The organism is Streptomyces sp. M41(2017) (genome assembly GCF_002078175.1).
GTDB lineage: Bacteria > Actinomycetota > Actinomycetes > Streptomycetales > Streptomycetaceae > Streptomyces.
Genome location: NZ_MWFK01000001.1, coordinates 2,191,433 through 2,213,780, shown reverse-complemented (window position 1 = coordinate 2,213,780; position 22,348 = coordinate 2,191,433). Strand labels below are relative to the sequence as shown.

17 protein-coding genes are annotated in these 22,348 nt (G+C 72.0%); 10 read left to right on the top strand and 7 right to left on the bottom strand.

The window, feature by feature from the left end:
* Positions 1-118: 118 nt before the first annotated feature.
* A complete protein-coding gene (locus B0675_RS09710) occupies positions 119-1,312 on the bottom strand; it encodes a PP2C family protein-serine/threonine phosphatase (RefSeq protein WP_241539740.1) in 1,194 nt (397 codons plus the stop codon).
* A gap of 75 nt (positions 1,313-1,387) precedes the next feature.
* Positions 1,388-2,026, bottom strand: coding sequence for an NAD(P)H-binding protein (locus tag B0675_RS09705; protein ID WP_081218420.1), 639 nt, complete (start codon positions 2,024-2,026; stop codon positions 1,388-1,390).
* 204 nt (positions 2,027-2,230) lie between these two features.
* Between B0675_RS09705 and B0675_RS09695 the strand changes: the two genes are divergently transcribed.
* The gene (locus B0675_RS09695; protein ID WP_107482593.1) at positions 2,231-2,665 is read left to right on the top strand and encodes a hypothetical protein; all 435 of its coding nucleotides are present in this window, start codon (positions 2,231-2,233) and stop codon (positions 2,663-2,665) included.
* A 118-nt stretch (positions 2,666-2,783) separates the two neighbouring features.
* Here the strand turns inward: B0675_RS09695 and B0675_RS09690 are convergent, their stop codons facing one another.
* Positions 2,784-3,350: a hypothetical protein gene (locus tag B0675_RS09690; protein WP_081218418.1), complete on the bottom strand. Its 567-nt coding sequence runs from the start codon at positions 3,348-3,350 to the stop codon at positions 2,784-2,786.
* 257 nt (positions 3,351-3,607) lie between these two features.
* Between B0675_RS09690 and B0675_RS09685 the strand changes: the two genes are divergently transcribed.
* The 7 genes from B0675_RS09685 to B0675_RS09655 all read left to right on the top strand — a co-directional run bounded on the left by B0675_RS09685 (position 3,608) and on the right by B0675_RS09655 (position 12,854).
* Positions 3,608-4,507 carry a hypothetical protein gene (locus B0675_RS09685; protein ID WP_081218417.1) on the top strand — a complete coding sequence of 300 codons (900 nt, stop codon included), beginning with the start codon at positions 3,608-3,610 and terminating at the stop codon, positions 4,505-4,507.
* 231 nt (positions 4,508-4,738) lie between these two features.
* Positions 4,739-5,755: an endonuclease/exonuclease/phosphatase family protein gene (locus B0675_RS09680; protein ID WP_081218416.1), complete on the top strand. Its 1,017-nt coding sequence runs from the start codon at positions 4,739-4,741 to the stop codon at positions 5,753-5,755.
* A 47-nt stretch (positions 5,756-5,802) separates the two neighbouring features.
* Entirely contained in the window at positions 5,803-7,731 is a 1,929-nt protein-coding gene (locus B0675_RS09675) for an FUSC family protein (protein ID WP_081218415.1), read from the top strand.
* Between the two features lie 160 nt (positions 7,732-7,891).
* Entirely contained in the window at positions 7,892-9,511 is a 1,620-nt protein-coding gene (locus B0675_RS09670; protein WP_081218414.1) for a VWA domain-containing protein, read from the top strand.
* Between the two features lie 172 nt (positions 9,512-9,683).
* The gene (metG, locus tag B0675_RS09665; protein ID WP_081218413.1) at positions 9,684-11,408 is read left to right on the top strand and encodes a methionine--tRNA ligase; all 1,725 of its coding nucleotides are present in this window, start codon (positions 9,684-9,686) and stop codon (positions 11,406-11,408) included.
* 121 nt (positions 11,409-11,529) lie between these two features.
* Positions 11,530-12,006, top strand: coding sequence for a hypothetical protein (locus B0675_RS09660; RefSeq protein ID WP_081221689.1), 477 nt, complete (start codon positions 11,530-11,532; stop codon positions 12,004-12,006).
* 272 nt (positions 12,007-12,278) lie between these two features.
* Positions 12,279-12,854 (top strand): hypothetical protein, encoded by a 576-nt coding sequence (locus B0675_RS09655; RefSeq protein ID WP_081218412.1) that lies wholly within the window; start codon positions 12,279-12,281, stop codon positions 12,852-12,854.
* Between the two features lie 116 nt (positions 12,855-12,970).
* Here the strand turns inward: B0675_RS09655 and aspS are convergent, their stop codons facing one another.
* Complete coding sequence (aspS, locus tag B0675_RS09650; protein WP_081218411.1) at positions 12,971-14,734, bottom strand: aspartate--tRNA ligase; 1,764 nt, start codon at positions 14,732-14,734, stop codon at positions 12,971-12,973.
* 247 nt (positions 14,735-14,981) lie between these two features.
* Here aspS and B0675_RS09645 point away from each other — a divergent pair, with 247 nt between their 5' ends.
* Positions 14,982-17,417: a SpoIIE family protein phosphatase gene (locus tag B0675_RS09645; protein WP_241539739.1), complete on the top strand. Its 2,436-nt coding sequence runs from the start codon at positions 14,982-14,984 to the stop codon at positions 17,415-17,417.
* Here the strand turns inward: B0675_RS09645 and B0675_RS09640 are convergent.
* The 3 genes from B0675_RS09640 to B0675_RS09630 form a co-directional block, all read right to left on the bottom strand.
* On the bottom strand, positions 17,351-18,433 hold the full coding sequence (locus tag B0675_RS09640; protein WP_081218410.1) for an AI-2E family transporter: 1,083 nt from the start codon (positions 18,431-18,433) through the stop codon (positions 17,351-17,353). The genes B0675_RS09645 and B0675_RS09640 overlap by 67 nt on opposite strands.
* Before the next feature lie 171 nt (positions 18,434-18,604).
* Positions 18,605-19,576, bottom strand: a complete 972-nt coding sequence (locus B0675_RS09635; protein WP_081218409.1) for a pirin family protein — start codon at positions 19,574-19,576, stop codon at positions 18,605-18,607.
* 216 nt (positions 19,577-19,792) lie between these two features.
* Positions 19,793-20,284 carry an SseB family protein gene (locus tag B0675_RS09630; protein WP_081218408.1) on the bottom strand — a complete coding sequence of 164 codons (492 nt, stop codon included), beginning with the start codon at positions 20,282-20,284 and terminating at the stop codon, positions 19,793-19,795.
* Positions 20,285-20,428: 144 nt separating this feature from the next.
* Here B0675_RS09630 and B0675_RS09625 point away from each other — a divergent pair, with 144 nt between their 5' ends.
* The gene (locus B0675_RS09625; protein ID WP_081218407.1) at positions 20,429-22,255 is read left to right on the top strand and encodes an acyl-CoA dehydrogenase; all 1,827 of its coding nucleotides are present in this window, start codon (positions 20,429-20,431) and stop codon (positions 22,253-22,255) included.
* Positions 22,256-22,348: the final 93 nt, after the last annotated feature.

The following is a 22,348-nucleotide window of genomic DNA, read 5'->3' as shown; positions in this document are numbered from 1 at the left end:
GTCAGCACCGTAACCGCTGCGCCTGCAAAGGGGGGACGTGACGGCCGGGAACCATCACCCCGCCGCGCTCCGGCCCGGCCGGGATCCGCGTCCGGCCGCGCGATCCGAACGGCCCGCCCTAGGTGACGTCGTTCAGGTCCGCCGCGTAGCCGCGCGCCCGGCGTCGTACGGCGAAGATCGTCGTGTCGTCGGCGAGGCGGCCGGCCGAGTGCCTCAGGGTCCCGTCGCGGACGAGCTGGACGAGGAACTCCGGGTCGGCGGCGGCCGGGTCACGGGTCACCGCGGCCGTGACCCGCTCGCGCAGCGGGAAGAACTCGCCCGACGCGTCACGGGCCTCGGTCACCCCGTCGGTGACCAGCAGCAGCGTCTCCCCGGCGGCGAGCGGGACGCGGAGCACCGGCGGCGGCTCGGTCGCCAACTCGCTCAGGCCGAGCGGCAGTCCGTCGCCGGGCGGCAGACTCCGTACCCCCGCGGGACCGACCACAAGGGGTGGTTCGTGGCCGAAGTTGATGACCTCGACGGTGGCCGGGGTGTCCTCGGGGAAGGCGACCAGGACCCCGGTCGCGAACCGGTCCCCCTCGTCACGGCCGAGCGCCGCGCAGTAGGCGACATGCCGCAGCATGCGCACCTCCAGGCGTCCGGCGACCGTCTCCAGGAACGGCTCGTGATACGCCGTCTCGCGGAACGTGCCGAGCAGCGCGGCCGCCGCCTCCACCGCGCCGAGCCCCTTGCCCTGGACGTCGCCGAGCAGCAGCCGGGTGCCGTGCAGTCCCGGCTGGATGTCGTAGAAGTCGCCGCCGACGCGGGCCTCGCTGTCGGCGGTGAGGTAGACGGCCGCGTGGTCCAGGCCGCCCCAGCCCGGCGCCATCGGGCGCAGCACCGTGCGCCGGGTCGTCTCGGCGACGTCCTGCATGTGCAGCATGCGCCGCTCCCCGCGCACCCGCACCGAGCAGGCCAGCACCGCGAGCACCCCGCCGGCCAGCACGAGGATGAAGTCGGGCAGGCCGGTCCGGAGCTGGTGCGGCCAGGAGCTGTCGATGACGACGTAGGTGAGCAGGGACAGCACCGCGAGGGCGGCCGTGCCCCACACCCCGCAGAGCGCCGCGGCGATCGCGGGCACCAGGGCGACCCAGGAGATGATCCGGAACCGCCCGGAGGTGTTCGCGTCGAGCAGCGCGATGCCGATGAGCAGCAGGACCGGGGGCATCCAGGCGACACTGCGCCCGCGCAGCAGCAGTGGCTTCTGCCGCTGGACGGCGTCCCGCCGTCCAGCGCGCGGGAGTTGGTCGAGCAGGGATCTCCGGGCGGCCACCGTGCCGTACCGCCTCTTCCTCCAGGGCCGGGCGTCGCGGACCCGGGCTGATCCGGGCGACAGCCGCCGGCTCGCTCAGTACGCCACCGAGACCCGGGCGTGCGGGTGGACGGGCATCTCCAGCTGGTCGACGAACGCCATCGCGTAGTCCTCGGCGCTGATCCGGCTGTCGCCCTCCGCGTCGAAGAGCATGCGGTCGCCGCCGATCCGGAACTCGCCCGTCCGTTCGCCCGGGCCGATCTCCGCGGCGGGCGAGACGTACGTCCAGTCGAGGTCGTCGGCGTCGCTCCGGTAGAAGGCGAGGGCGTCGCGGTGGGCGAGCGCCTCCGGAAGGTACGCGTCGGGGAAGTCGGGCTGCTCGCAGGCGGCCTGACCGGGCGCGACCTCCAGGGTGCCCGCGCCGCCGACGATCACCAGCCGCCGCACCCCGGCCGCCCGCACCCCGTCCACCAGGGACTGGTTGAGGGCGAGGAAGGGTTCGCGCGGGTCCGAACCGTCCCGGGGCGGCACACACGCCGACGCCACCGCGTCCGCGTCGGCCACCAGTTCGGCGACCTTCGCAGGGTCCGAGGCGTCGGCCGCCGTGGCGGCGATACCGGGCACGGGGGACTGCCCGGACCGGCTCACCGCGACGACCTGGTGTCCGCGCGCCGAGGCCTCCGTGGCGATACGGCTGCCGACCATGCCGGTGGCGCCGAAGAGTACGAGCTTCATGGACCTCAGCGAAGCACGCGGCCATGATCACCGCATCCCGGCATGCCGCCGGAAGGAGCACTCCCGCACGCCCCCGCGGGGCCGCCGCGCGCGGGGGCATCCTCCCGCCGAAGGAGTGGTGCCGGGGCGCTCCCGTCCCGACTTGCCGGGGGCCCGGACGGGGTGTGACCTGGAAGGCGGGGGCGAGCAGAGAGGAGTCCTCCCATGGCGCAAGCCGCACCCGTGTCAGGGACACCGCGCACCTCAGGACCGATCGACGTGTTCGGGCCCCGCGCCCACAGCGTCGGCAAGTGGGCGGTGCCCGTCGCCACCGGTCTCGTCTACGGCTTCTGGGCCGCCAACATCAACCGGGACGCCGGCGCCTTCACGGGCTGGAACGTGCTGTTCGGCTTCGTGTCCGCGATCGTCTTCGCGGCCGCCTTCTACGCCGTCCTCACGCTGACGAGGGCGACCCATCCCGCCCTGCACGCCCTGGCCTGGACCGTCTTCGCGGGCTGTGCGTTCGGATTCATCTACAGCCAGACGGACGCGACGATCCTGCGGTCGGTCTTCATGTCCCTGGGAGTCTCCGTCGGCGTGTTCGCCACGACCTTCTACCACTACTACACGCACGAGGACGCGCAGGGACGGAGGCGGTGACGGCGACGCCCTGACCGCCTCGACGGCGGGTCGTGACGCGTGCAGGAGGTCGTGACGCGTACAGGAAGGAGGCCCCGGCCGACGGCCGGGGCCTCCCGCGTTCCCTCGCCTCACCCGCTCACCTGCCGCCCGGGACCCAGTCCCAGGAGTTCGGGGAGGAACCGGAACCGGAGACGGTCCAGGTCCACGAACTGGAGACGCTGAAGCTCCAGGAGCCGTTGCCGTTCGAGCTCCAGCCCGGGTCCTGGCTCAGGTCCCGGTCGTTGTGGTCCCAGTGCGCGTTGTGCCACACACCGTCCTTCTCTCCGGGACACGGGTCCGAACAGCTCGGCACCCAGTGGCCGCCGGTGTCGACGAAGGCGGCGCTCGCCCAGGCGTGCGCGCCCACGAGCCAGTACCAGGTCGTGTCGCCGAAGACGCTCTGCCCGCTCACCGCGCACTGGACGCGGTCCTGGCTGCCCGGTGAGAGCGCCGCGACGACCGGGGAGGTCGTGCTGGGCTGCAGCCTGACGTTCAGTTCGCCGCCGGAGACGACGGTTCCCCAGACGGGGCCGTCCGAGCCGCCACCGCCGCTGGCGGGCGCCGACGGGGCCGCCGCCATGGAGGTGCCGGCGGCCGCGACGGTGAGGACACCGCCGCTGAGCAGGGCCGCGGCCAAAGTCCGCAGGGCCGGGGTGGTGCGCATATCGGCCTCCTTCTCCCCAGTTTTCCCAGGTCCAGATAACACCCGTTCGAGTGAGGGCTCCACCGGAGCGCACGGAGGCCTTGGGGCCACTGGGCGACGCGGGGATCGGACCCGGCGCGGGCGGGCGTCCGGAGCCGGGCCGCCGGCCGAGGCGATCCGCCGACCCCGGAGACCGGGGGCCCCGTACGGCTGGTCGTCTGCGCCCATTTGCAGTCAACCCGCTCGCGTACGGCGGTGCGGAGGCCTTGCCTGGAGAGGTGTCCCCTCGTCTCCGGAGCGTCCTGTCGGCGGTGCTGATCGTCCTCGCCTGCCTCCTCGCGCCGCTCGGCGCGCTGTCGACGTGGGCGATGTACGGGCTCGGCGACTCCGGCCGCTACGAGGCCACCGTGGCACCGCTCGCCGCCGACGCCGACGTGCGGGACGCGGTCGCCGCCGGTGTCACCGACGGCATCCTCCGCGAGGTCCACGTACGCCAGGGGCTCCAGGGACCCGTCAACCACTTCGTCCGCGACGCCGTCCGCTCGTTCACCGAGACCGAGGCGTACCGGACGGCGTGGGAGACCGCCAACATGGCCGCCCACGACGCGGTGATGCGGGCCCTGCGCGACGACCGCGAGGGCGCGGTGACCGTCGACCTCGCGCCCGTCACCGAGCGGGTCAAGCGCCGGCTCGCCGCCGACCACATGCCGCTGGCCGACCGGATCCCCGTCGAGCACACGGAAATCACCGTGCTCGGGGCCGCGGACCTGGCCCGGCTCCGGAAGGGGTTCCACGTGCTCGAAGTCGCCGGTTTCTGGCTGCCCGTGGCGTCGGTCGTCTTCGCGGCGACCGGGATCGTCCTCGCCCTGTGCCGTCGCCGCGCGGTCCTCGCGACGGGCATCGGCACCGCGCTCGGCGCCGCGCTGCTCGGCGCGGCGGTCGCCGTCGGCCGCGGCCTGACCCTCTCCGGCCTGCCGGACGGCGTGTCCCGCACGGCCGCCGGCGCGGTCTACGACGCCCTCACCGAGACCCTGCGGTTCGTCTCCTGGCTGCTTCTGGCCGCCGGCCTCACGGTCGCCCTGGGCGCCGCGCTCACCGGCGCGTACGTCCGCTACCGGCGGACGGCCGCGGCACCCGCGCAGACTCCGGCGGAACAGTCCACCCGGGTCGGCGCCTGATCCGCTCCCCGTGCCGGACCCGGTCCACCGCTCGGGCGACCGGCACCGGACGGGGACGCACCGGCGACACACCGACCGCGCACCGAAACCCGCCGGGGCGGGCCCCGCCCGCCGCGAGCGGGGGGCCACCACACGCGCCCCGCGTCCCGCCACCCGGCAACCCTCCCCCCGCGCGCCCCGTCCTCGGGGGAGGATGCGGACATCCCACGCGGACGAGCGGAAGGCCGGAAGGTGGACACTGCGTCGGCTGACCGACGGGGCGCGGAGGAACCCGCCTACCGCGAGCGCAGGCGGCGGGGCGGCCGCACCGTCGCGGCGTGGCTCGCCGGACTGCTGCTCGCCGGGGTGAGCGTCGTCGCCGGCTGCCGGGTAGCCGACCTCGACGGGATCACGCCCGTACCGCAGTTGCTCGCCTTCCTGCCGTGGCTGCTCGTGCCGACCGGCCTCGCGGTGCTGCTGACCCTGCTCGCCCGATGGCGGACCGGCCTGGTCTGGGGAGTCCTCGTCCTCGGCCTCCTCGCCTGGTACATCGAGCCCTACGGCAGGACCGCCGAACCGGTCGGGCCGGCACTCGCCGCACTGCGCGTGATGACGTCCAACGTGGAGTTCGGGCAGGGGACCGGCTCCCTGATCGACACCGTCCGCCGGCGCAAGCCCGACATCCTGTTCGTTCAGGAGTGCGAGTACGGCTGCTCGCGTGCCCTGGAGGACGCCTTCGGAGGCAACGGCGGCACCTACCCGTACCGGGAGGCCGTCGAGGGCGCGGGGTCCGACGGATCGGTCGTGCTGAGCCGCTTCCCGCTGCGCGGCGCCGACGGAGTGCGCGGCACCATGGGCATGCCGGGAGCCGTCGCCGACGTGCACGGCCACACCGTCGGGCTGCAGCTCGCCCATCCGATGCCCCCGCTCCCGGGGCAGGTCGGCGTCTGGCGGCGGGAACTCGGCGCGCTGCGCCACTACGCGGCGAACAGCCGCGGGCCGACGATCGTCGCCGGGGACTTCAACGCCACCCAGGACCACGCCGCCTTCCGCCGCGTCCTCGACACCGGGCTGCGCGACAGCGCGCGGCTGTCCGGGTCACCGCGGACACCGAGCTGGCCCGCCAGGACCACGCCGGAGTTCGGCGCGCAGATCGACCACGTCCTCGTCTCCGCCGACTTCTCCGCCCGACGGGCCGCCTTCCTGCGGATCCGCGACACGGACCACCGCGCCCTCGTCGTCGATCTCACGCTCCACCAGCGGCGATGAGGCCCCGACGACCCGGCCGAACCGCGGGAGAGCCTCATACTTGGGCCATGTCCCGCGCGTTCCCCATCGGCCTCACCCCGCCCGACTGGCTAGTCAGGAACCTCACCCCGCAGCGGGCCCCCGTCAACCGGCCCGCCGTCGCCCGCGCCGCCGTCGCCATGGCGCTGCCGCTCGCCGTCGGCCTCGCCTGCGGACAACCCGCCTACGGCGCCCTCGCCTCCATGGGCGCGCTGTCCGGCGTCATCGGCGACACGGCCGACGCGTACCGCATGCGGATCTTCAACATCGCGGTGCCGCAGCTCTTCGGCGCGGTCGGCGTCACGATCGGCGCCCTCGTCTTCGGCCACGGCTGGACCGCCGTCGCCGCCGTCACCGGGGTCGCCCTCGTCTCCGGGATGATGTCCTCGATCGGCGCGGTCGCCTCCGTCGGCGGGCTGCTGCTCCTCCTCAACTGCGTGATCGGTGCCGGACTTCCGCTGCCCGGCTCCTGGTGGCTCGCCCCGGTCCTGATGTCCGGCGGCGGCCTGCTCGTCCTCCTGCTGGCACTGCTGGCCTGGCCCCTGCGGTCGGGGGTGCCGGAACGGGCCGCCGTCGCCGACACCTACCGGAAGGTCGGGGACCTGCTCGCCGTGAGCGGCACCGACGCCTACGAGGACCTCCGCCTCACCGTCACCCGCTCCCTCAACGACTCCTACGACGCCGTCCTCGCCCGTCGCGTCTTCCACCACGGCCGCAGCCCCGACCTGGTGCGGCTGCTCGCCCAGCTGAACGCCGTCACCCCCGTCGTCGAGTCCGCCCCCGCCGCCCACCAGCGGGGCGAACGGCTGCCCGCCGCGATCCCCGCCGCCGTGCACCGGCTCGCCGAGGCCGTCGAGACCGGCTCCACCACCCCTGTCGAGCTGCGGCTGCCCGCGCCGGCCGACGAGACCGGCCGGGCCGTCGACCATGCCGTGCGGCACGCGGCGGGCGTCGTCACGGACGTGTCGCCGGACACGCTCGACGACCGTCTCGGCCGGCCCGCCACCCTCCGTGTGCGGACCGCGCGCGCCGCCCGCGGCGTCCTGATGTCCGCCGCCTCCTGGCGTTACGGCATCCGGCTCGCCCTGTGCATCGGCCTCGCCCAGATCCTCGTCTCGACGGTCGCCGTGCCGCGCTCCTACTGGGTCGCGCTCACCATCACCTTCGTCATGAAGCCCGACTTCGGGTCCGTGTTCTCCCGGGCGCTGCTGCGCGCACTCGGCACGGTCGCCGGGCTCGTCGTCGCCGCGGCGGTGCTGACCGTGGTGCCGCGCGGCTGGGCCGACGTCGGCGTGATCCTGCTGCTCGCCCCGCTGATCCCGGCCCTGACACCGCGCGGCTACGGGTACCAGACGGCCGCGATCACCCCGGTGATCCTCCTGCTGTCCGACATCCTCAACCACCAGGGCACCGGCCTGGTCGTCCCCCGCCTCGTCGACTCCCTCGTCGGCTGCGCGATCGCCCTGGTGGCGGGGTATCTGCTGTGGCCGGAGAGCTGGCACGCCCGGGTCGGCGACCGGCTCGCGGACGCGGTCGCGGACACCGCCGAGTACGTCGAGCTGGCCTTCGGCGACCTCGCCGACCCCGCGGCCCGCGCGCGCTCCAGGCGGCGTCTGTACCGCGACCTGTCCTCCATCCGTACGGAGTTCCAGCGCGCCCTGACCGAACCGCCGCCCAACGGGCGCCGGGCCGCCGCCTGGATGCCCCTGGTCGTCGCCGTCGAACGGATCGTGGACGCGACGACCGCCGCCCGGGTCCGGGTCCGCGGGGGATCGGCCGAACCGTCCGCCGACGAGATCACCACCATCGCGCGCCAGTTGCGGGAGCTCTCGGACGGTCTGCGCGCGTCGGACGTCCTCGTCGCCGTCCGCACCGATCTGAGCGGCCCGTCGGGCAGCGTGCTCGAACCGGTGCGCCAGGAGGTCGCGGCGGCCCGCACCATCGCGTCACCGCACTGAGGGCGAACGCAGAGTGAACGGGTCCCGCCCACAAGGGGGGTTGAGGTGCCTTCTGACCAGCGTGCCGCCCCTGCCGAAGATCACCTTCTGTGGCCGCTAACCTTACGTGTCCGTCCTGGCCAGGGATTGACGGGATCAACTCACGCGAAGGGTTGCGCACATGGGCATTCTCACTCTCCTGCGGAATGCGTTCGGCCGCTCACGCAAGGGTCGTGACGCCGACGCGGAGACCTCGCGAGAGGTGACGCCGACGGTTCCGGCTCCTTCCCAGGAGGCCGAACCGACTCCGGCCCCCGCTCCGGAGACCGACCCGGTCTCCACCCGGCTCCCTGACCCCGAGCCGAAGATCCCGTCCCAGTCGACCGAGCCGAACCCGTCCGTCGTCGACGACCTCGTCTCGGCGGCCTTCGACAACGTGACGGTCCCGAAGCAGACGTCCTCCCCCGAGGAGGAGTCCCCGTCGGCCCCGGAACCGATCAAGCCCGAACCGACCGAGCCGATCACGCCGGAGCCGGCCGCCGAGGCCGAGCCCCCGGCCGTCGAGTCCGAGACCCCGGCCACCGAGGCCGAGCCGGTCGCCGACGCCGGGCCGGTGATCGAGGCCGAGCACGTCGTCGTCGCCGAGGCGGGCCCCGTCGCGGTGATCGAGCCCGAGCCGACGGCGACGCCGGACGCGGTGGTCGAACCGGTCGAGGTCACCGAGCCCGAGGCACCCATCGAGCCGGCGACGGTGATCGAGCCCGAGCCGGTGGTCCAGCCCGAGCCGGTGGTCCAGGCCGAGCCCGTGGTGGAACCCGCGGCGATCGTGCCCGCGGTCGCCGACGGCGGGGAGGATCCACAGGATCGACCCGAGCCGGTTGTCGAAGGCAGCACGGGTGCTGCGGGTGGGAGCACTCCCGCCGAAGGCGAAGCCGAGGCGGCCGAGCCGGTCACCGAGCCGGTCGCGCCGGTCGCCGAGGCGGAGCCGGAGACCCCGGCCGAGCCGGTCACGCCCGTCGCCGAGGCGGAGCCGGAGACCCCGGTCGAGCCGGTCACGCCCGTTGCCGAGGCGGAGCCGGAGGTTTCGGTCGCGCCGGTCGCGGCGGAGGTCACCCCGGTGGCCCCGGTGCCCGCCGCGGCCCCGGCGGTCCCCATGACCAGGGTCAAGTCGAAGGCCCCGGCGCTGGCAACGGCGTACAGGGAAGCGGGTACCGCGCTGAAGAAGCGGGACCTGACAGGCACCCGCGCCACGATCTACCTCGTGCTCGACCGCTCCTCGTCGATGCGCGCCTACTACAAGGACGGCTCCGCACAGGCCCTGGGCGAGCAGGCCCTCGCCCTCGCCGCCCACGTGGACCCGGAGGCGACCGTCCACGTCGTCTTCTTCTCCACGGAGCTGGACGGCACCGGCACCCTCAGCCTCACCGAGTTCGAGAACAAGGTCGACGACCTGCACGCCGGCCTCGGCCGCATGGGCCGTACGAGCTACCACGCGGCGGTCGAGGAAGTCGTCACGCACTACCAGAAGTCCGGCTCCACGGACCCTGCCCTGGTGATCTTCCAGGTGGACGGCGCCCCCGACGCCAAGACCCCGGCCACCCAGTCCCTCGCGAACGCGGCCAAGGACCACCCCGGTGTCTTCTTCTCCTTCGTCGCGTTCGGCGGGCCGGAGAACAAGGCCTTCGACTACCTCCGCAGGCTGAAGACCGGGAACACGGCCTTCTTCCACGCGGGCCCGACCCCGCGCGAGCTGACGGACGCCGAGGTCTACGACGGCCTGCTGGAGAACTGGCGCCCGTAGATCACCGGCCACCCCGTATCGCAGCGCCCGGCCGCCCCCTTCCCACCCTGTAGAACGGGAAGCGGGCGGCCCGCGCGTGTCGGCTACGATTTCAAGGTTCACCGATGACGACGCGCCGGCCGGGGAACCGAGGCGGTCGTCACCCCACGTAGCGACTTGGGAGCAGCCCGCGATGGCTCGACACCTCATCACCAGCGCCCTTCCGTACATCAACGGGATCAAGCACCTGGGCAACATGGTGGGGTCCATGCTCCCGGCGGACGTGTACGCCCGGTACCTCCGCCAGCGCGGTCACGACGTCCTGTACATCTGCGCGACGGACGAGCACGGCACCCCCGCGGAACTGGCGGCCAAGGAGCGGGGTCTGCCCGTCGACGTGTTCTGCGCGCAGGCGCACGACGCGCAGAAGGCGGTGTACGACGGCTTCGAGCTGGCCTTCGACTACTTCGGCCGCAGCTCCAGCGCGCAGAACCGCGAGATCACGCAGCACTTCGCGCGCCGCCTGAACGAGAACGGCTTCATCGAGGAGCGTGCCATCCGTCAGGTGTACTCGCCGACGGACGGCCGGTTCCTCCCGGACCGCTATGTGGAGGGCACCTGCCCGCACTGCGGTTACGACAAGGCCCGCGGCGACCAGTGCGAGAACTGCACGCGCGTCCTCGACCCCACGGACCTGATCAACCCGCGTTCGGCGATCTCCGGCTCGACGGACCTGGAGGTCCGTGAGACGAAGCACCTCTTCCTCCTCCAGTCGAAGCTGCAGCACGAGGTCGAGGAGTGGGTGGCGCGTCACGAGTCCGAGTGGCCGCAGCTCGCCTCCTCCATCGCCCGCAAGTGGCTGACCGAGGGCCTGCACGACCGCGCGATCACCCGTGACCTGGACTGGGGCGTCCCGGTCCCGGCCGACACCTGGCCCGAGCTGGCGGCCGAGGGCAAGGTCTTCTACGTCTGGTTCGACGCCCCGATCGAGTACATCGGCGCGACGAACGAGTGGGCAGACCAGGATGCCGAGAACCGGGACTGGAAGTCCTGGTGGTACGACGCGGACTCCGGCGAGAACCCGGTCCGCTACACGCAGTTCATGGCGAAGGACAACGTGCCCTTCCACACCGTCATGTTCCCCGCCACCGAGCTGGGCGTGCGCGAGCCGTGGAAGAAGGTCGACTACGTCAAGGCCTTCAACTGGCTGACGTACTACGGCGGCAAGTTCTCCACGTCCCAGAAGCGCGGTGTCTTCACCGACCAGGCCCTGGACATCCTGCCCGCCGACTACTGGCGCTACTTCCTCATCGCGAACGCCCCCGAGTCGGACGACTCGTCGTTCACCTGGGAGCACTTCACGGCCACGGTGAACAAGGACCTGGCCGACACCCTCGGCAACTTCGTCAACCGGGTGCTGTCCTTCTCCAAGAAGCGCTTCGGCGAGGAGGTCCCGGCGGGCGCGGAGGCCGGGGAGGCCGAGACCCGGCTGGGCGAGGAGATCGCGGGCCTGCTCGCCGAGTACGAGACCCAGATGGAGGCCCTCCAGTTCCGCAAGGCGGCCGCCGCGCTGCGCGCCCTGTGGTCGGCAGGCAACTCCTACCTGGAGGAGAAGGCCCCCTGGCTGGAGATCAAGACGAACCCCGAGGGCGCGGCGCTGACCCTCCGCACGGCGATGAACCTGATCCACCTGTACTCGGTGGTCTCCGAGCCCTTCATCCCGTCGTCCGCCCGCGCCATGCGCTCGGCCTTCGCCCTCGCCGAGGACACGGCGACGTGGGTGACGCAGGACGAGGTCCGCGCCCTGTCCTCGGTGCCCTCCGGCACCCCGTTCACGGTTCCCCCGGTCCTCTTCGCGAAGATCACCGACGAGGACCTGGAGTCCTACAAGGAGCGCTTCGGCGGCGCCCCCGAATAGGCACCTGATTCAGGCCAAGGGGCCCCGGACCACACGGTGGTGCGGGGCCCCTCGGGCACCCACCGTCCGTGGGGTGGCCCTGACTTCTGGCATGACCCCGATCACCCGTATGGTTTCCGCCATGGCAGTCCCCGAGGTCATTCCGATCGCCTACGAACCGAAGCACCGCACCGAGACCATCGGCCGGTACGCGGACGGTCAGTTCCTGGCGTCGATCACGTACGCCTTCCCCGAAGGGTTCCGTCCCGACGACGGCTGGGAAGAGCACAAACGGCTCTACACCGTGCTCCACACCTTCGACTCCGAGGGGCGCTACCGCGATTCGGAGGTCTGGTGTGCCGGCACCTGGGCCGAGCAGCAGAGCGACCCGCACGGGGACACCTCCGTGCTCTCGCGCGCCCGCGTCCACCTGGCGAAGCTGCTGCGCAGCCTGCCCCGGCGCTCGTACACGGACATCGCGATCCGCCCGTTCCAACTGACGGTCGACGGCGTGCTGTTCGGCCTGCTGACCGGAGTCGACGAGGGCGAGCCCTGGGCCGAGCTCTACCCCGACCGCCTGGGCTTCGCCGCCCCCTGGGACGGCTCGTACGACACCTGAGCGAACGCCCCGTACGATGCCGACCGTTGAGGCGCACGAGGCGCACGAGGCGAGCGGTCCGGGGGGCTCAGATGGGGATACGGGTTCGGGTGCGGGGAAGCAACTGGCTGCTGATCGGTGCTGTCCTGACAGGGTGGGGGCTCACGGCCTGCGCGGGCGGTGACAGCGACGGAGGAACATCCGCCGCACCGAGCCCCAGGGCCTCTGGCGCCTCCACGCCCTCCATCACCTCCACGGCAGCCGCTCACCAACCGCCCCTCTCCTCGGCGGCGTTGAAGTCGGCCGCCCTCACCGAGGACGACGTGCCGGGCAGTCTCGGCGTCTCGGCGGACGAGCGGAAGCCCGCCCGCGCCAAGAACACCTTCCCGCCCGCCTCGGACGCCACCTGCCAGAAGATGCTGGACGCTCTCGACGCCCCCGGCGCCTCGGCCGCGGTGGACCAGGTCTTCAACTGGAAGGGCAGCGTCTGGCCCGGCGGCGGCACCCTCGCCTCCTACGAGGGCAACGGCGCCGAGAAGGCCGTCGCCCAGGTCCGCGCGTCCCTGACGACCTGCTCCGGCTTCAAGGGCGTCACGTATACGGGGAAGTACACCGCACACGTCGAAGGGGAGAAGATCCCCCGCCTCGGCGACGAGTCGATCGCCCTCCGGATCACCATCCCGGTCAAGCAGCCGCCCGGCCTCCGCAGCGGCAAGCGCGTCTCCGTCCGGAGCGAACAACACGTGCTCGTCCGCGTCGGCAACGTCACCGCGTACTTCACGATGCTGAACATGGACCAGGACGACCGCTTCCCCCTCCCCTTGATCCGCAAGGAACTGGCCCGCATCACCAAGGCCCAGCACAACTGAACAGTCGGCAGCATGGGTGGTCCGGGCTGTGGTCTCCCCGGGTACGCGAAGCGGCCCGGAACCGACGACGGTTCCGGGCCACTCTCGTACGGTGGACGACCCCGGAGGGCCGGGGTCTACTTCGGCTGCGGCTTGCGCACCGAGAGGTGCAGTTCGCGCAGCCGGGTCTCGTCCAGCTCCGTCGGGGCGCCCATCATCAGGTCCTGGGCGTTGCCGTTCAGCGGGAACGCGATGGTCTCGCGGATGTTTGGCTCGTCCGCGAGCAGCATGACGATGCGGTCGACACCCGGGGCGATCCCGCCGTGCGGCGGGGCGCCGAAGCGGAACGCGCGCAGCATGCCCGCGAACTGCTCCTCGACGGTCTCCCGGTCGTAGCCCGCGATCTCGAAGGCCTTGAGCATGATCTCGGGCTCGTGGTTCCGGATCGCGCCGGAGGAGAGCTCCACGCCGTTGCAGACGATGTCGTACTGCCAGCCGAGGATGTCCAGCGGGTCCTGGGTCTCCAGGGCCTCCAGACCGCCCTGCGGCATCGAGAACGGGTTGTGCGAGAAGTCGAGCTTCCCGGTCTCCTCGTCCTTCTCGTACATCGGGAAGTCGACGATCCAGCAGAACCGGAAGACGTTCTCCTCGAAGTTGCCCGAGCGCTTGGCGGCCTCGACCCGCACCGCGCCCATGATCTTCGAGACCTCCTCGAACTCGCCCGCGCCGAAGAACACCGCGTGGCCCGGCGCCAGGGAGAGGCGCTTGGTCAGCTCGGCGACGTTCGCCTCGGTGAGGAACTTGGCGATCGGACCGGACAGCGCGCCGTCCTCGCCGACCCGAACCCAGGCCAGGCCCTTGGCTCCCTGCTCGACCGCGTAGTCACCGAGGCCGTCGAAGAACTTGCGGGACTGACCGGACACGTCCGGCACCGGCAGGGCGCGCACGTGCTTGCCGGCGAACGCCTTGAACTCGGAACCCTCGAAGACGTCGGTGATGTCGACGAGCTCCAGCTGGGCCCGCAGGTCCGGCTTGTCGGAGCCGTACTTCAGCATCGACTCGCGGAACGGGATGCGGGGGAACGGCGAGGTGACGTGACGGTCTCCGCCGAACTCCTCGAACAGCTCCGTCATGAGCTTCTCGATGGGCTGGAAGACGTCCTCCTGCTCGACGAAGGACATCTCGACGTCGAGCTGGTAGAACTCGCCCGGCGAACGGTCCGCGCGGGCGTCCTCGTCGCGGAAGCAGGGCGCGATCTGGAAGTACCGGTCGAAGCCGGAGATCATCAGCAGCTGCTTGAACTGCTGCGGCGCCTGCGGCAGCGCGTAGAACCTGCCCGGGTTCAGCCGGGAGGGGACCACGAAGTCGCGCGCGCCCTCGGGGGAGGTGGCGCTGAGGATCGGGGTCGCCATCTCGTTGAAGCCCAGCGCCGTCATCTTGTGACGGATCGCGGAGATCACGGCCGTGCGCAGCAGGATGTTGCGGTGCATGCGCTCGCGGCGCAGGTCGAGGAAGCGGTACTCCAGGCGCCGCTCCTCGTTGACCCCGTCCTCGGCGTTGATCGTGAAGGGCAGCGGCTGGGCGGCGCCGAGCAGCTCGACCTCACCGACCTCGACCTCGATCTCGCCGGTCGGCAGCTCCGGGTTCACGTTCTCCGTGCCGCGGGAGACGACCTTGCCGTCGATTCGGACGGTCGATTCCTTGGAGACCTTGTCGAGGGCCTCGTAGGCAGGCGTGCCGGGACGCGCGACGAGCTGCGTGATGCCGTAGTGGTCGCGCAGATCGATGAAGAGGATGCCACCCAGGTCTCGGCGATTGTGCAGCCAGCCGCTCAGCCGGACGTCGCTGCCGACGTCAGAGGCGCGGAGCTCGCCGCAGGTGTGGGACCTGTACCGATGCATCGTCGTTTCATCCAGTCTTCGCGGATTGGGGGCGTGTTTCACGTGAAACAACCCCAGCGTACCGGGCAGCCCACGATCACTTCCCCACCAATTACGGCTCGACGCCCCGTCCGGCACGGGGACCCCCGGCCGGACGGCGCCGCGCCCCGGCACCAGCCCGCGCTCCTGGCCCCTCGGCGGACCGCGCAGCCCCCGTCCCGGACGGCTTCGGTGGCAGCCACCGATCACCTGTTCCTACAGTGGGCCCATGCGCACTGGTGAGCCCCTGCCCGCTGTGGGGGACGTCCTGGCCACTCTGGCGACCGGTCTGTGGCGCTGGGACAACGCCGCGGGCCTCGTCACCTTCGACGCGGAGGCAGCCCGCCTCATGGGCCTGCCCGCGGAGCGGACGACCCTCACCGAGGCGGGCGTGCGCTCCCACGTGCACCCCGTCGACTGGAACGAGATGGACGGGGTGGTCCAGCTCGCGGTGGCCGAGGGCACGCTCGCCGAGGCCCGGATGCGCATCATGGACGGGCACGGGCGGGTGCTGCGCACGGTCCGCAGCCGCTCCAGACCCACGATGGACGCCGAGACGGGCCACTACGAACTGGTCGGCACCCTCCAGGAGGTCACCGAGCAGCCTCCCGGGGCCGCCGCCCGCACGCCGGTCACCGGGGACTGGCGCCGCTCGCGGGAGGCGTTCCTGCTGGACGCGGGGCGGGCGCTCGCCGAGGCCCGCTCCACCGCGGAGGTGCTGCGCGTCGCGGCCGGGCTGTCCATGCCCGGTTTCTCACCGGACGGGCTCGCGGTCTTCGGCGCGGAGGGCGACCGGCTGACGATCATCGGCCACCACGGGCACCAGCCGGGCGACGAGGGCCCCTTCACCCACATGTCGCTGGCCACGGACTATCCGGCCGCCGAGGTGGTCCGCACCGGCCGGGCGGTCTATCTCTCCTCCCCGGAGGCCTACAAGGAGCGCTACCCGGCGTCCTGGCCGCTCGCGCAGCACTTCGGGCGGCAGTCCTGGGCGTTCCTGCCGCTCACCGTCGCCGGCAGCACCATGGGTGCCTGGATGGCGGCCTTCACGTATCCCGTCTCCTTCACGCCCGACGAACGCTCGGTCCTCACCACCGTGGCCCGCATGCTCGCCCAGGCCCTCTCGCGCGCCGGCGCGGCCGAGACCGAGCGGGAGCTGACCGACGGTCTGCAGCGTTCGATGATGCCGACGCTCGGCCCGCAGATGCCGGGGATGAGCGTCGCGGCCCGCTATGTCCCGACCGGCGGCGGCCTTCAGGTCGGCGGCGACTGGTACGACGTGATCCCCCTGCCGACCGGCCGTTTCGCACTGGTCATCGGCGACGTCCAGGGCCACGACGTGCGGGCCGCGGGCCTGATGGGCCAGCTCCGGATCGCGCTGCGCGCGTACGCCTCCGAGGGCCACCGCCCGGACGCGGTGCTGTCCCGGGCCTCCCGCTTCCTCTACGGGGTCATGGACTCGGTGACGTACGGGTCGAGCGGCGGCGCCGACGACGGGGACGGCGAACCCGGCGACCTGCGCTTCGCGACCTGCCTCTACGTCGAGGTCGACCCGGCCACCGGCACGCTCGACATCGCCCGCGCCGGGCACCCCGACCCCGCGATACGCATGGCGGACGGGACGGTGCTGATGCGGTCCACCGCGGGCGGTCTCCCGCTCGGCATCGACCCGGACGCCGACTACCCGACCACCCGGCTCGTCCTGGAGCCGGGCGAGACGATGCTCGTCTGCACCGACGGTCTCATCGAGACCGGCGGCCACGACCTCGACACCGGCTGGCGCCGGATCCGCCGGACTCTCGAATCCCACGAGGGCGACATGGAGGCCCTCGCCGACGCGCTCGTCCAGGCGGTGCACGGACCTTCCTCGCACCACACCACCGGCCCGCTGGCGGACCGGCGCGAGGACGACATCGCCGTGCTGCTGCTGTCCCGGGAGGCGGAGCGCGGCTACGGCGGCGCGACACCCGCCGTGCGGCCGACGGTGCGCCGCACGATGCTCACCGTGGCCCAGGCCGAGCCGGAGCGGATCGCGAGCGCCCGCCAGCAGCTGCGCGAGCTGCTGCACGACTGGTCCTCCGCCGACCAGCTCGACTCCGCGGTCCTCCTCGTCTCCGAGATGATCACCAACGTCCTCGTGCACACCGACGCCGACGCGTTGCTCGCGGCCGCGGTGACGGGTGAGCCGGGGAAGCGGCGGATGCGGATCGAGGTGACCGACGGCAGCGACGACCTGCCACACCGGCGTGATCCCGGCGAGCTGGCCTCGTCCGGACGAGGACTGGTCCTCGTGGAACTGCTCGCGGACGCCTGGGGGGTGGATCCGCGCGGCGAGGGGAAGAGCATCTGGTTCGAGTTCTCCGAGGAACAGGAGCAGGAGCCGGAGGCCGCCAGGACGGAGGCCTCCCGGGACGCGGCCATGCTGGAGGCCCTGGAGGCGTTCGGCGACGCGGCGGACTTCGAGGACACGGCAGGCTTCGGGGAGACCACGCGGCTCGGCGGGCCCGGTGCTCCCGGCGCCCCGGGGCGGTCGCCGGACCCCGCGGGCGCGGGTGACCTCGGGAAGGCCGCGGAGGCCGGCCGGGGAGGGCCCGCCGGCTACGGCGCCTCCGAGGGCCCCGGTACGCCGGGCACTCCGGGCGTCTCCGGCCCGTCCGGCCCGTAGAGCGCCCGGAGTTCGTGCACCACCCCGAAGACCGCCGCGGTCAGCGGGACGGCGAGCAGCATGCCCAGGATCCCCGCGACGGACGCGCCCGCGGTGATCGCCAGGAGCACCACCGCGGGATGCATCTGCACCGTCCGGCTCTGGATCATCGGCTGGAGGACGTGCCCCTCCAGGACCTGCACGGCGAGGACCACCCCGAGCGCCCACAGCGCGATGACGAACCCGCGGTCCGCGAGGGCGACCAGCACGGCGACCGCGCCGGAGATGAACGCGCCGAGGTAGGGCAGGAACGCGCCGACGAAGACGAGCGCGCCGAGCCCCACCGCGCCCGGGACGCGCAGGATCAGCAGCCCGACGGTGATGCAGAGGGCGTCGATGAGCGCGATCAGGGTCGTTCCGCGCATGAACCCCTCGACGGCCCCGAAGGCCCGCCGGGCCATGGCCTCGACGAGGTCGGCGGTCCCCCGGGGCGCCAGCGTGCGCAGGGCACCGGCCACGCGGTCCGAGTCCCGCAGGAAGAAGAAGACGAGCAGCAGGGCGAGGACGGCCATGGCGAGGGTCTCGCCCACGACGCTGACCCCGCTGATGACGTTGGCCGCGGCCGTTCCGCCGAACTTGGCCAGCAGGTCCTTGGAATGGGCGGCGAGATCGTCGAGGGAGGTCCCGGCCGCGCCGAAGTGCTCGGCGACGGAACGGGCCGCCTGGCGCAGCGAGGTGACGATCTGTCCGCCGGTGTGGATGAGCGCGGCGACGACGATGTAGACGGCGCCGCCGACCACCACGGCCACCGCGACGCAGGTGAGCGCGGCGGCCAGCGACTGGTTGACCCGCATCTTCAGCATCCGCCGGTACAGCGGCCCGAGCAGGGCGGTCCCGAGGAGGGCGAGCAGCACCGGCACCACCGCCGTCCTGAACTCCCCGCAGAGCAGGATTCCGACCCATCCCACCCCGGCCGCGAGGAGGATCACGACGCACCAGGCCGCCAACCGCCGGGCGCCTTCGGGGAGTAGCTGCACCTCCCCACCTGACCATGCGTCAGTCCGGGCGGCGCTCCGGGACGGCCGATCGGGGGGGAGGCCGGCCCGGCGCACCAGGAAGCCCCGTCCGCGGTCGCGGACGGGGCTTCCCGTGTTCAACGCCCGTGACGGCCCGGCCCGGGCCGCGCGCTCAGGAGGACCCGGCCCGGCTCAGAGGCCGCCCTCCGACATGCCGTGCACCGCGGGGACGGTCCCGAGGCGGCCCTTCTGGAAGTCCTCGAAGGCCTGCTGCAGCTCGTCGCGGGTGTTCATGACGAACGGGCCGTAGTGGGCCATGGGCTCGCGGATCGGCTGCCCGCCGAGGAGGACGACCTCCAGGTCCGGGGTGTTGGAGTCCTGCTTCTCGTCCGCGCGGACGGTCAGCGAGGAGCCCGCGCCGAAGACGGCGGTCTGGCCGGTGTGCACCGGCCGGCGGTCCGCTCCGACGCTGCCGCGTCCGGCGAGGACGTACGCGAGGCCGTTGAAGTCCTCGCGCCAGGGCAGGGTGATCCCGGCGCCCGGCCGCACCGTGGCGTGGACCATGGTGATCGGCGTGTGCGTGATGCCCGGGCCCTGGTGGCCGTCGAGCTCACCGGCGATGACGCGCAGCAGGGCGCCGCCGTCCGGGGTGCTCAGGAGCTGCACCGTGCCACCGCGGATGTCCTGGTAGCGCGGGGCCATCATCTTGTCCTTGGCGGGGAGGTTCACCCACAGCTGGAGGCCGTGGAAGAGACCGCCGGACATGACGAGGGACTCCGGGGGCGCCTCGATGTGCAGGAGGCCCGAGCCCGCCGTCATCCACTGGGTGTCACCGTTGGTGATGGTGCCGCCGCCGCCGTTGGAGTCCTGGTGGTCGAAGACGCCGTCGATGATGTAGGTCACGGTCTCGAAGCCGCGGTGGGGGTGCCAGGGGGTGCCCTTCGGCTCGCCCGGCGCGTACTCCACCTCGCCCATCTGGTCCATCATGATGAACGGGTCGAGGTGCTTGTAGTTGATCCCGGCGAACGCGCGGCGGACCGGGAAACCCTCGCCCTCGAAGCCGCTGGGCGCGGTCGTCACGGTCAGCACGGGACGGTCCACGGCGTCGGCCGGCGCAGCCACTCGGGGCAGGGCCAGCGGGTTCTCGACGGTCACTGCAGGCATGTCGGTACCTCCTTGTGCTTCGAGTTTAGTTGAGCGTTGAACTTTCTGCCACCCGTAACGACGAAAGCCCGGAGGGCATTCCCTCCGGGCGTCCCTGTCGGGCAGGGCAGGGCAGGTCGGACGAGCCGGACGAGCCGGGCACCGGCCCGGGGCCGGGCGCGCGGCGGCACGTGCGGCCGCGGGGCGGGCGCACGTCAGCGGTACGAGGGGCGCAGGTCAGCCGTACATACGGCGCATCGCGAAGTCCACCATCTGCTCCACGGCCTTCGCGTCGAAGACCATTCGGTGCTCGCCCTCCATGTCGATCACGAAGCCGTAGCCGGTGGGCAGCAGGTCGATGACCTCGGCGCCGGTGATCACGAAGTACTTGGACTCCTTGCCGGCGTAGCGGCGCAGCTCCTTGAGCGAGGTGAACATCGGGATGACCGGCTGCTGCGTGTTGTGCAGCGCCAGGAACCCGGGGTTGTCTCCGCGCGGGCAGTACACCTTGGACGTCGCGAAGACCTGCTGGAAGTCCTCGGCGGCCATCGAGCCCGTGGTGAACGCGCGGACCGCGTCCGCGAGGGACGGCGGGGACGGCTCGGGATACAGCGGCGGCTGCTGCCCGTACCCACCGGGCATCTGCCCGCCCGGCATCTGCCCGGGCATCTGCTGCTGCGGCGGGACGTACCCCTGCTGGGCGCCTGCGCTCTGCTCGTAGCCGTACATGCGTCAAAGAGTAGTGGGCCACATATGGCCCATCCGGGGTTGCTTCTTATTACTGACGGGTAGCATCATCGTAGCTACTTGCTGGTACGTGAATCTAGGCGCGAGGAGTCAGTGCCTCGCCGATCCCTTAACGGAGCCGTCGCCATGGGGCACTACAAGTCGAATCTCCGCGACATCGAGTTCAACCTCTTCGAGGTGCTCGGACGCGACAAGCTGTACGGCACCGGCCCGTTCGCGGAGATGGACACGGACACCGCCAAGAGCATCCTGGAGGAGCTCACGCGCCTCTCGGAGAACGAGCTGGCCGAGTCCTTCGCGGACGCCGACCGCAATCCTCCCGTCTTCGACCCCGAGACCAACACCGCCCCGGTCCCGGCTTCCTTCAAGAAGTCGTACCAGGCGTTCATGGACTCCGAGTACTGGCGTCTGGGCCTGCCCGAGGAGATCGGCGGCTCCACCGCCCCCCGCTCCCTGATCTGGGCCTACGCGGAGCTGGTGCTCGGCGCCAACCCGGCCGTCTGGATGTACTCCTCGGGCCCGGCCTTCGCCGGCATCCTCTTCGAGGAGGGCAACGACGTCCAGAAGCACATCGCGAAGATCGCCGTCGACAAGCAGTGGGGCTCCACCATGGTCCTCACCGAGCCCGACGCGGGCTCGGACGTCGGCGCCGGCCGCACCAAGGCCGTCCAGCAGGACGACGGCTCCTGGCACATCGAGGGCGTGAAGCGCTTCATCACGTCCGGTGAGCACGACATGTCGGAGAACATCCTCCACTACGTGCTCGCCCGCCCCGAGGGCGCCGGCCCGGGCACCAAGGGCCTGTCCCTCTTCCTCGTCCCGAAGTACGAGTTCGACTTCGAGACCGGCGAGCTGGGCGCGCGCAACGGCGCGTACGCGACGAACGTCGAGCACAAGATGGGCCTCAAGGCGTCCAACACCTGCGAGATGACCTTCGGCGACCGCCACCCCGCCAAGGGCTGGCTGATCGGCGACAAGCACGACGGCATCCGCCAGATGTTCCGCATCATCGAGTTCGCCCGCATGATGGTCGGCACGAAGGCGATCTCCACCCTGTCGACGGGCTACCTGAACGCGCTGGAGTACGCCAAGGAGCGCGTCCAGGGCCCAGACCTGGCGAACTTCATGGACAAGACCGCCCCCAAGGTCACCATCACGCACCACCCCGACGTGCGCCGCTCGCTGATGACGCAGAAGGCCTACGCCGAGGGCATGCGTGCCCTGGTCCTGCACACCGCCGCGATCCAGGACGAGATCCAGGTCAAGGAGGCCTCCGGCGAGGACACCGCCGCCCTGGAGGCCCTCAACGACCTGCTCCTGCCGATCGTGAAGGGCTACGGCTCCGAGAAGGGCTACGAGCAGCTCGCCCAGTCGCTCCAGACCTTCGGCGGCTCCGGCTTCCTGCAGGAATACCCGATCGAGCAGTACATCCGCGACGCCAAGATCGACACCCTGTACGAGGGCACCACCGCGATCCAGGGCCAGGACTTCTTCTTCCGCAAGATCGTCCGCAACCAGGGCTCCGCGCTGAACTCCCTCGCCGAGGACATCAAGAAGTTCCTGGCGCTCGGCACCGGCGGCGAGGACCTCTCCGCCGCCCGTGAGCAGCTCGCCAAGGCCGCCGTCGAGCTGGAGGCCATCGTCGGCCTCATGCTCACCGACCTCGCGGCCACCGAGCAGGACGTCAAGAACATCTACAAGGTGGGCCTGAACACGACCCGCCTGCTGCTCGCCTCCGGCGACGTCGTCGTCGGCTACCTGCTGCTGCGCGGTGCCGCCGTCGCCGCCGAGAAGCTGGAGACGGCCGCCGCCAAGGACAAGGCCTTCTACACCGGCAAGATCGCGGCCGCGAAGTTCTTCGCCGCCAACGTCCTGCCGGGCGTCACCGGCGCCCGCAAGCTCGCCGAGGGCGTCGAGCTGGACCTCATGGAGCTGGACGAGGCCGCCTTCTAGGAGCCGCCGGCCCCTCGGACCCCGGGCGGCCCACCGAACCGGAACCTGTCCATCCAGTCAGGTGTCCCAAGGTGTCCGCCCTTCACATCCCCC